The sequence below is a fragment of the Hallella sp. genome, from assembly GCF_037460745.1.
GTDB lineage: Bacteria > Bacteroidota > Bacteroidia > Bacteroidales > Bacteroidaceae > Prevotella > Prevotella faecis.
The window spans coordinates 1-6054 of sequence record NZ_JAXVAE010000091.1; the positions used below are offsets into that span (position 1 = coordinate 1).

Below are 6054 nucleotides of genomic sequence, written 5' to 3' on the forward strand. Positions count from 1 at the left end.
TCGGGCTTTGTGATATTTTAAAAGAGGGTGTGAATTTTGACACACCCCCTTTTGTATCATTGACCCTTATGTGTTTCGTGTATGCTCTCCGAGAGAAGCCTGTAGAGCTTTTGCCATGTTGGCGAGTCGGCCATCAGCTGCGTTTGCGCGTTGATCACATTCTCATCGTAGCGCACGGCAGGACCCGTTTGGGCCTCGTGGGGCGAGAGCGTTTGCACCTTGCGTGCCGTCTCGTTGATGAGGGGCAACATCACGTCGAAGGGCACGTTGTGGGCCGCAAGAATCTTGGAAGAGATGTGGTAGCAGTGGTTCACAAAGTTGCACGCCCACACCGCCGAGAGGTGAAGGTACTTTCGGTCGGCAGAGGACAGCGTGTAGACCCGTTGCGTGATGGAGTTGGCCAAGGCCTTGATGGTTTTCTCCGCCACGTCGTCGTTATACTCTATGAATGTGGGAATGACGGAGAAGTCCACTTCGGCGGCCTTGGAGAAGGTCTGCATGGGGTAGAGCACCCCGTAGTGCGGCACACGGCCATTGAACACCTCCATAGGTATGGATCCCGCTGTATGCAAGAACACGCCTTTCCCTCGGCCCATGCAGGCCGTTGCGGGCACTTGGTCTAACGCCGAGTCTTTTACCGAGATGATATACGCGTCGGCATCGTCTGCCAGTAGGGTTAGGTCGTCGGTGGCGTCGCAACCGAGGGCTTGGGCCAACACGCTGGCCGACGCCAACGTCCTGCTGTACACTTGGCAGATGTCATGTCCGGCTTCTTTCAAGGCCTTGCCAAGGTGGGTGGCCAGGTTTCCGGCACCTATTAAAACAATCTTCATTCGTATTGTGTTGCTATTCTTACTTGTCGATGACAGGCGTGGGCTTACTCAGCGCCGCACCTATCGCCGTACAAAACTCGCTTCTCTCTGGGATGATAAACCTTACGTTGTAGACCTTGTCGAGCTTGGGGTAGATTTCCTTGCACTGATGCAGCTGCGAGAGGTTTCCGATAAGCACATAGTCGCGTATGCCACTGTTGAGCGAACTGAGAATCGTGGCCGACCCGATGGCTTGCAGCACCATGCAGATGAGTCCTTTCGCGATGTCCTCACGCCGTGCGTTTCCCTGAGCGTTGGCAAATAGGCTGGCTGTGGCATCCATAGGAAGGCCTGGTAGCGGGTGGGCCGATATGTCGCCGATGTTGAGGTTGATGTTCGACACGTCGCCGTCGAGAGCCATCTCGGAGATCTGCATAATGTTGTCGGTTTGCAGCAGCAGTCGGCTCAATCCGTTGAGCGTGCCGCCCCCAATGCCTATGCCTCCGATGTGTCGGATGTCGCCATGGTCGTACGACACCAGTGAGGTGCCGGTGCCCATCGACACCACAATCATGCGGTTGAGCCTTGACACGAAGGCCGCCCCCAATCCGTCGGCCACAAACTCTCCGACCCGATGCGTGGGCAGGCCATAGATGGGGCGGTCGATGTAAGCCGCACCCACGCCTGTGAGCATAACGCGTTCCACCTCGTTGAGGCTTATGTCGTTGTCGTGAAGAAACTTTCCGAAGGCGCCATAGAGCGATGTTACCGGGTCGGTGGCCTTGATCCAAACGGGCGATATGATCTCACCCTCGCTGATGCCCACGATCTTTGTTGTAGAGATCCCTACGTCGATACCAATGGCTATGTTCATTGCTGTGTGTTGTTGTCGGTTTCGTTCAGTAGCCTCTGCAGTTGGTCGATGATGTCGGCTGCCACTTTGTCTTTGCTCTTCTTGGGATAGTTGGTTCTGCCTTCGGCCGAGATGATGGCAATCTGGTTGTCGTCGCTTCTGAAGGTTGTGCCTGGGATGCGGGTGGAGTTGAGCACGATGAAGTCGGCGTTCTTCTTTCTGCGTTTCTCCTCCGCGTTCTTCTCCTCGTTGTTGGTCTCCAAGGCGAAGGCCACGATTCGCTGACGTTCCGTCTTCATCTTGCCCAATGTGGCCGCAATGTCCTGCGTAGGCACAAGGTCGATGTGCAGTCCGTCGCCCTCGCGCTTGATCTTCACGTCGTTCACCTGAGCCGGCTTGAAGTCGGCTACCGCCGCGCAGAGAATGGCGGCGTCCTCGTTGGCGAACGCCTCCGTGGCAGCGTTGAACATCTCCTCGCAACTCTCAACATCGATGCGGTGAATGTTGGGATGGCATTGCAAGGCCACAGGCCCGGCCACCAAGGTTACCTCCGCTCCCCGCTTCCTACATTCCTCGGCGAGCGCGAAGCCCATCTTGCCACTTGAGTAGTTGCCGATGAAACGCACGGGGTCGATCTTCTCGTAGGTGGGTCCGGCCGTGATGAGGATGCGTTTTCCCGATAGGGTGGGGCGCCCCTCGGTGGTCGAAGGCTCTTCGCCGCCCTCGTGTGCCAGTTCGCGCTCCAGTGCCGCGATGATGTTCTCAGGCTCCTCCATGCGTCCCTTGCCCTCCAGTCCGGAGGCCAGGAATCCGCTTGCCGGCTCCACGATATGGTTGCCGTAGCTTCTCAGGGTGTCCATGTTGTGCTGGGTCGATGGATGGCGGTACATATCGAGGTCCATAGCCGGCGCAATGAACACCGGCGCCTTCATCGACAGGTAGGTGGTGATGAGCATATTGTCGGCCACACCGTTGGCCATTTTTGCCAATGTGCTGGCTGTGCAGGGAGCTATGAGCATGGCGTCTGCCCATAGCCCGAGGTCGACATGCGAGTTCCATGTGCCGTCGCGCTGCGAGAAAAACTCGCTGATGACAGGCTTGTGGGTTAGTGCGCTCAGCGTAATGGGTGTGATAAACTCCTTGCCCGAGGGTGTGATGACCACTTGCACCTCGGCGCCGCGCTTGATTAGGCCGCGGATGATGAGGCAAGCCTTGTAGGCCGCGATCGATCCGGTGATGCCTAACACAATCTTTTTTCCTTTTAGCATATCCTATTAAATAAGGTGTTATGTTAAGACTCTTGGCTTATTGGGTGCAAAGTTACAAAATAATTATATATCTTTGCAGTTTCAAATCAGTTATAAGTAATGGGATATTTAACAACAGACAAGAAAAAGATTACAACACAGACATTTGCAGAGATGAAAGCCGCTGGTGAGAAGATAGCCCAGCTCACTTCTTATGACTTCACCACCGCGGGCATTTTGGACCGTGCCGGCATCGATTCTATTCTCGTGGGCGACTCCGCCTCCAACGTGATGGCCGGCAATGAGACGACTCTGCCCATCACCGTCGATGAAATGATCGTTTATGCCCGTGGCGTGGTTCGCGCCTGCCACCACTGTCTGGTGGTGTGCGATATGCCGTTCGGCTCCTATCAGGTGAGTCGTGAGGAGGCTGTTCGCAATGCCGTTCGCATCATGAAAGAGACGGGTGCCGATGCTTTGAAGTTGGAAGGCGGTGCCGAGATTGTCGACACCATTCGCGCCATTATCGCAGCCGGCATACCCGTGGAGGGCCACCTGGGCCTCACACCGCAGAGCATACATAAGTTGGGTGGCTATGGCCTTCGCGCCAAGGAAGAGGCCGAGGCCGCAAAGCTCCTGGCCGATGCCCACGCCCTCGACGACGCAGGATGCTTCGCCATAACCCTCGAGAAGGTTCCGGCCAAGCTCGCCGCACAGGTCACCCGTGAGGTGAAGGCCGTGACGATTGGCATTGGAGCCGGTCCCGACACCGATGGCCAGGTTCTTGTTTATGCCGACGCCCTTGGCATGACACAGGGTTTCAAGCCCAAGTTCTTGCGCCACTTTGCCGACATGGCTACGACGATGACCGCTGGTGTGCATGCGTATGTCGATGCGGTGAAGACGGGAGGTTTCCCCAGTGTCGAGGAGAGTTATTAGGGGCTAACTCCAAAATAATGACCGACTTGGGTCAAAACAAATAAAGAGGATGTGGCGAACACATCCTCTTTTTATTTGTACCATGATACGTATGGTGTTTTCTTTCTAAAGCTTGTTGCCCTCTTTGGGGAACACGATGGTGGGCTTGAACGACTTGGCCTCCTCGAAGTCCATGAGCGCATAGGAGATGATGATGATGGTGTCGCCAATCTGCACCTTGCGTGCTGCGGCTCCATTGAGGCAGATGCATCCCGATCCACGCTCGCCCTTGATGATGTAGGTTTCGAAGCGCTCGCCATTGTTGTTGTCTACAATTTGCACCTTCTCGCCAGCAATCATGTTGGCGGCGTCCATCAGGTCCTCGTCGATGGTTATGCTGCCCAGGTATTTCAGGTTGGCGTCGGTAACTGTCACGCAGTGCAACTTGCTTTTGAGTACTTGTATTTGCATGATCTTTTGGGTTTTAACTTATTGGTTATCCTTTGATGATGTGTAGCTGATGTGGTCGATGAGTCGGATGGGCGTTTTTCCGCAATACACGGTGATGCATCCCACCACATAGTTGCTGTCGTCCCAGTTGCTTACATCGAGCAGTGTGTTTCCGTCAACAATCTCGAAATACTCCACATCCAGGCCGTCGATGGCGTTGATGTCGGCCACCACCTTATCGTGTGTTTCCTTCACCGTGTGGCTCTTGGCATAGTCTACGCTCTTCTTTAGCGCTTCGTAGATATGTGGAGCGATGGCGCGCTCGTCGGGAGCGAGCAGTGTGTTGCGCGAGCTCTTGGCCAGTCCGTCGGCGTCGCGAACGATGGGGCACTCCACAATCTTTGTAATCTTATCGTAGCCAATATAGCTCACGAGACGTTTCACCACGGCAATCTGCTGCCAGTCTTTCTCACCGAAGTAGGCGCGGTTGGGCTTCACGATGTAGAAGAGGCGGCTCACCACCTGGCACACGCCATTGAAATGTCCTGGGCGCTTGGCACCCTCCATGACCGTCGACTGGGGTGGGAACTCGAAGTGGCGGGTGTCGGGAGTGGGGTACATCTCCTTCACCGAGGGAGCGAACACATATTGTGCGCCACACTCCTCGCAGAGCTTGCAGTCGGCGTCGAGCGTGCGCGGATAGCGTTCCAAGTCGCCAGGGTCGTTAAACTGTGTGGGGTTGAGGAATACGGAAACCACAGTGGCTCCGTTATCCTTCACGCTGCGCTTGATGAGCGAGGCATGACCCTCGTGAAGCGCACCCATGGTTGGCACCAGTCCAACCTCTTTTCCTTCGTGGCGAACCTGGAAGAGCTCGTTCTGAAGGTCAACAATTGATGTGAATACTTTCATTGCCTATTTTGTTACGAGAGTGCAAAGTAACAACATTTTTGGCTAACCGACAAGAAATGTCTGATGTTTCTTCTTGATAATCTGCCAATTGCTTATAACGCATGGAGGGCTCGCAATCAATTTGTTGCTGATGTTAACCCCCAATCGGCCATTAGGCCGAAATAGGAGAAACACAGAGATGTTTTATCTTCTTTTCGATTCTTGTCAGCGTTTCTTTCGGTCTAATGACCGGTTTGGGTTAAAGTATCTAAGGAGACAACGGTCAATGAGGTAAACACTTCGCACATGGCACACTAACCTCCCATGGTTCTTCTGCCGATGTCCATGCGGTGCCTTGTCAGGTCTTTTGGTTAAAAAGTTGTGTCGGATTTTCGAGTGAACCAGCGAGCGAAATGGCGGAATTTTGCATTTCCAACGAGCGGCGTTGCGCCGAGCTCGTGCCATAAGGCATCTTTCGCGTTGCGAAAGCTAAGGTATCGCGCTGCGAAAGACCATGTATCGTCTTGCGGATGGGCATGTTTCGCACCACGAAACATGCCCAATCCGCAAGACGAAAAGGTTAAATGTGGAGTGTTGAATGTTGGGGTTGAGAGTGTAAGTGGCTAATAATAAGGGCGTTGTGTAAATCTTCTGAGAATTGCGTATTTACGCCAAACGATGGGTTCGTGGAAAAGAAGTGTGTAGTTTGGGCTATAGTTTGTTGCGATCTTTCGGTTATTAACCGATGGCTTGCCATGGAGGAACATGCGGTACAATATAACGTTAACACAGTTAAAAAGGTTACATATTCTAAAATTATATTGTAACTTTAGTACTGATGCGATAAAATCGTAACTATTCAGCGAAAGGGCATGGCGGGGTA

The 6054-nt window shown here is 53.8% G+C and carries 6 protein-coding genes; 1 reads left to right on the forward strand and 5 read right to left on the reverse strand.

The window, feature by feature from the left end; genetic code table 11:
- Window positions 1-56: 56 nt before the first annotated feature.
- Genes WKK33_RS05435 through coaBC form a run of 3 tightly spaced genes read right to left on the reverse strand, consistent with a single transcriptional unit; the run spans window position 57 to window position 2933 of the window.
- On the reverse strand, window positions 57-839 hold the full coding sequence (locus tag WKK33_RS05435) for a DUF2520 domain-containing protein (protein WP_337568427.1): 783 nt from the start codon (window positions 837-839) through the stop codon (window positions 57-59).
- A gap of 13 nt (window positions 840-852) precedes the next feature.
- Entirely contained in the window at window positions 853-1686 is an 834-nt protein-coding gene (coaW, locus tag WKK33_RS05440; RefSeq protein WP_337568403.1) for a type II pantothenate kinase, read from the reverse strand.
- Window positions 1683-2933: a bifunctional phosphopantothenoylcysteine decarboxylase/phosphopantothenate--cysteine ligase CoaBC gene (gene coaBC / locus WKK33_RS05445; RefSeq protein ID WP_337568404.1), complete on the reverse strand. Its 1251-nt coding sequence runs from the start codon at window positions 2931-2933 to the stop codon at window positions 1683-1685. The genes coaW and coaBC overlap by 4 nt, the downstream gene beginning before the upstream one ends.
- A 99-nt stretch (window positions 2934-3032) precedes the next feature.
- Here coaBC and panB point away from each other — a divergent pair, with 99 nt between their 5' ends.
- Window positions 3033-3851 carry a 3-methyl-2-oxobutanoate hydroxymethyltransferase gene (gene panB, locus WKK33_RS05450; RefSeq protein WP_337932853.1) on the forward strand — a complete coding sequence of 273 codons (819 nt, stop codon included), beginning with the start codon at window positions 3033-3035 and terminating at the stop codon, window positions 3849-3851.
- A 105-nt stretch (window positions 3852-3956) separates the two neighbouring features.
- On the opposite strand, the gene panD is transcribed toward panB, so the two are convergent.
- Window positions 3957-4301, reverse strand: coding sequence for an aspartate 1-decarboxylase (gene panD / locus WKK33_RS05455; protein ID WP_215760089.1), 345 nt, complete (start codon window positions 4299-4301; stop codon window positions 3957-3959).
- Window positions 4302-4319: 18 nt separating this feature from the next.
- Window positions 4320-5192 carry a pantoate--beta-alanine ligase gene (gene panC, locus WKK33_RS05460; RefSeq protein ID WP_337468634.1) on the reverse strand — a complete coding sequence of 291 codons (873 nt, stop codon included), beginning with the start codon at window positions 5190-5192 and terminating at the stop codon, window positions 4320-4322.
- Window positions 5193-6054: the final 862 nt, after the last annotated feature.